Here is a 3,767-nt window from a genome sequence, read left to right as displayed (position 1 = left end):
GGCGGCGACCACCGGCGGGGCGCCGGCCACCGGAGGCGAGACGACCACCGGCGGCGAGAGGACCACCGGCGGCGAGAGGACACCCGGCGGAGGGGCGGCGGCCGACGGAAAGGCAGCGCCGGAAGGAGAGGTGGCGGCCGACGGGGAGGCCGCGGCCGCCGGGAAGACGTCGGCGCCGGCGCCCCGCTGAACGCGGGGCGCCCGCACCGTAGTTGCTACGGCTGCTCCACGCTCAGCAGTGGCCGCAGTTCCTTCGGCAGCAGCTTCTCGCAGGTCTTGCCGGAGGACTGCGTCAGGGCGTCGTTCACGCAGGTGAAGTAGTCGCGGTAGACGATCTGCACGGTGAACGTGGCGGCCACCAGCATCAGCGCGAGCGAGGCGGTCACCAGGCCCGCGACGGCCGAGGTGACCTGCGGCCGGGTGGCACCCGGGCCGCCGGGGCGCGGGCCCTGGGCGGGCGGCTGGTGCGGGGCGGGGCGGCCCTCCATGGCGGCGGTGGTCGCCGACGCGGCGGCCTTCGTCGGGTCCGGCTTGGCGCGCAGCGCGCTGATGCCCCAGTAGATCGCCAGCGAGCCGAGCAGCAGGGCGACCTCGGAGAGGCTGAAGAGCACGAAGAAGAACGCCCACATACCGGCCAGCAGGGCGTACCGGGCCCGGCGCTGGGCCGGGTCGGTGGGGTCCCAGCGGAGGTTGCCGGGGCCGCCGGGGCCTCCGGGTCCGCCGCCGGACTGGCCGTTGCGGCCGCCCGGCCGGGAGCCGAAGCCGCCGTTCTGCCGGCCGGGCTGACGGGGGCTCCACTGGCTGCCCCAGCTCGGCGCCGGGTCGTCCGGTCCCTGGCCCTCGCCCTCTCCCGGCCCCTCTCCGTGGCTTCGGCCCGGTCCCTGTTCCTGGTCCTGGCCGTTCGCGTACGGGGAGGGGTGGCGGGGTCGCCAATCCTGGTCGGGGGTGCCGGGCGGCGGCGGTGCGAACGGGTTGTCGCGGTCGGGGTCCGGCGAGGACGGGCCGGAGGACGACGACGTGCGGCCGCGCGGCAGCAGCACCACCCCGGGGGCGGTGCCGGGCTCGGGGTACCTCCCAGCGAGGGCTGGCGGAGGGAGCAGGAGGGCCGCGCGGCGGCGTCGGTCCGTCATCTGGAGTGTGTCTTCCCCTTGTCTCGTCCGTACGCGGGCCTTCGCGACCGGCGACCGGATACCACGAACTGCATGCAGTCTCACGCCCGACGCTACCTCCCGTCCCCGCCCCCGTCCCGCGGGGGCCGCTCGGTGTGCCGGTATCGTTGCTGACGGTCGGCGCCTTCGTAGGGTTCCCCGGATCTGCGGTACCCGCGGCCTTGTGCGACCACACAAAGCATGTGAGCCCACCGCTCGCGAGATCGAGAACGAGATCGAGAAAGAGCCCCGCCGTGGCTTCGTCCCCGCCCCCCGCCCCGTCCGCCCGGCCGGCCGGGTCCGCCCGACCCGCCCGCCTCGTCGTGCTCGTCTCCGGTTCCGGTACGAACCTGCAGGCCCTGCTGGACGCCATCGCCGCCCACGGAGCCGAGGAGTACGGCGCCGAGATCGTGGCCGTGGGCGCGGACCGCGGTGCCATCGCGGGCCTGGAGCGGGCCGAGAAGGCGGGCCTGCCGACCTTCGTCTGCCGGGTCAAGGACTACGGCAGCCGCGCGGAGTGGGATGCCGCGCTGACCGCGGCGACCGCCGCGTACGAGCCGGACCTGGTGGTGTCGGCCGGCTTCATGAAGATCCTGGGCAAGGAGTTCCTGGCCCGGTTCGGCGGCCGGACCGTCAACACCCACCCGGCGCTGCTGCCGAGTTTTCCCGGTGCCCACGGCGTGCGCGACGCGCTCGCGTACGGCGCGAAGGTCACCGGATGCACCGTCCACCTCGTCGACGACGGGGTCGACACCGGCCCGATCATCGCGCAGAGCGTGGTCGAGATCCGGGACGAGGACGATGAACCCGCGCTGCATGAGCGCATCAAGGAAGTCGAGCGATCGCTGCTCGTCGAGGTCGTGGGGCATCTGGCCCGGCACGGCTACCGCATTGAGGGACGAAAGGTACGTATCTCGTGACCGCCGAAGGTACGAAGCGGCCCATCCGCCGCGCGCTGGTCAGCGTCTACGACAAGTCCGGGCTGGAGGAGCTGGCGCAGGGCCTGCACGCGGCGGGCGTCGAGCTCGTCTCGACCGGGTCGACGGCCGGGAAGATCGCCGCCGCCGGGGTGCCGGTCACCAAGGTCGAGGAGCTCACGGGCTTCCCCGAGTGCCTCGACGGCCGGGTCAAGACCCTGCACCCGAAGGTTCACGCCGGCATCCTGGCCGATCTGCGCCTGGAGGACCACCGGCAGCAGCTGGCGGAGCTGGGCGTGGAGCCGTTCGACCTGGTGATCGTGAACCTCTACCCGTTCCGGGAGACCGTCGCCTCCGGCGCCACCCCCGACGAGTGCGTCGAGCAGATCGACATCGGCGGCCCCTCGATGGTGCGGGCCGCGGCCAAGAACCACCCGTCGGTCGCGGTCGTCACCAGCCCGGCCCGGTACGCCGACGTGCTCGCCGCGGTCCGTGACGGCGGCTTCGACCTGACCGCCCGCAAGCGGCTGGCCGCGGAGGCGTTCCAGCACACCGCCGCCTACGACGTGGCCGTGGCGGGCTGGTTCGCCGACGACTACGCGGCCGCCGACGACAGTGGCTTCCCCGACTTCCTGGGCGCGACCTACGCGCGCCAGAACGTGCTGCGCTACGGCGAGAACCCGCACCAGGGCGCCGCGCTGTACGTGACCGGCGAGGGCGGGCTGGCCGAGGCCGAGCAGCTGCACGGCAAGGAGATGTCGTACAACAACTACACGGACACCGACGCCGCGCGCCGGGCCGCGTACGACCACGCCGAGCCCTGTGTGGCCATCATCAAGCACGCCAACCCGTGCGGCATCGCGATCGGCGCGGACGTCGCCGAGGCGCACCGCAAGGCGCACGCCTGCGACCCGGTCTCCGCGTACGGCGGTGTGATCGCCGTGAACCGTCCGGTGTCGGTGGCGATGGCCGAGCAGGTCGCCGAGATCTTCACCGAGGTCATCGTGGCGCCCGGTTACGAGGACGGTGCGGTCGAGGTCCTGGCCCGGAAGAAGAACATCCGGGTGCTCCGCGCCGAGGGTGCCCCGGCCGCCCCGGTCGAGGTCAAGCAGATCGACGGCGGTGCGCTGCTGCAGGTCACCGACCGCCTCCAGGCCGACGGTGACGACCCGGCCAACTGGACGCTGGCGGCCGGCGCGGCGCTGGCGCCGGAGCAGCTGGCCGAGCTGGCGTTCGCCTGGAAGGCGTGCCGCGCGGTGAAGTCCAACGCGATCCTGCTCGCCAAGGACGGTGCCTCGGTGGGCGTCGGCATGGGCCAGGTCAACCGCGTCGACTCCTGCAAGCTGGCGGTCGAGCGGGCCGGCGAGGAGCGCGCCCGGGGCTCGTACGCCGCGTCGGACGCCTTCTTCCCGTTCCCCGACGGCCCGGAGATCCTCATCGCGGCCGGTGTCCGGGCGATCGTCCAGCCGGGCGGTTCGATCCGCGACGAGCAGGTCGTCGAGGCCGCCAAGGAGGCCGGCGTGACGATGTACTTCACCGGCGCCCGGCACTTCTTCCACTGAGCTCTTCACTGAGCGCGGAAACGGGCGGGGGGGCCGCCCCCCCCCCGGGGGGCGGCGCCCCGGCGGGGGGGGGGGGCGGGGGGGGAGCCGCGGGGGGGTTGAAAGCGGGGGCCCCCGGCGGAGAGGACGAAAACAACCCC

3 protein-coding genes and 1 pseudogene are annotated in these 3,767 nt (G+C 73.9%); 3 read left to right on the top strand and 1 reads right to left on the bottom strand.

Going from position 1 to position 3,767, the window contains the following annotated elements; all coding sequences use genetic code 11:
• A pseudogene (locus ACFV1J_RS40240) lies at positions 1 to 190 on the top strand (hypothetical protein); the annotation flags it as partial.
• A 25-nt stretch (positions 191 to 215) separates the two neighbouring features.
• On the opposite strand, the gene ACFV1J_RS40235 reads toward ACFV1J_RS40240, so the two are convergent.
• Positions 216 to 1,130 (bottom strand): hypothetical protein, encoded by a 915-nt coding sequence (locus ACFV1J_RS40235; RefSeq protein ID WP_385866960.1) that lies wholly within the window; start codon positions 1,128 to 1,130, stop codon positions 216 to 218.
• Between the two features lie 272 nt (positions 1,131 to 1,402).
• Here ACFV1J_RS40235 and purN point away from each other — a divergent pair, with 272 nt between their 5' ends.
• Together purN and purH are read left to right on the top strand one after the other, a co-directional pair.
• The gene (gene purN / locus ACFV1J_RS40230) at positions 1,403 to 2,068 is read left to right on the top strand and encodes a phosphoribosylglycinamide formyltransferase (RefSeq protein WP_385866958.1); all 666 of its coding nucleotides are present in this window, start codon (positions 1,403 to 1,405) and stop codon (positions 2,066 to 2,068) included.
• Positions 2,065 to 3,627: a bifunctional phosphoribosylaminoimidazolecarboxamide formyltransferase/IMP cyclohydrolase gene (gene purH, locus ACFV1J_RS40225; protein ID WP_385866956.1), complete on the top strand. Its 1,563-nt coding sequence runs from the start codon at positions 2,065 to 2,067 to the stop codon at positions 3,625 to 3,627. The genes purN and purH overlap by 4 nt, the downstream gene beginning before the upstream one ends.
• Positions 3,628 to 3,767: the final 140 nt, after the last annotated feature.

Origin of the sequence: Streptomyces sp. NPDC059649 (assembly GCF_042734445.1) — a bacterium.
GTDB lineage: Bacteria > Actinomycetota > Actinomycetes > Streptomycetales > Streptomycetaceae > Streptomyces.
The sequence above is the reverse complement of the archived record's forward strand: the minus strand, read 5'-3'. Positions and strand labels throughout refer to the sequence as shown.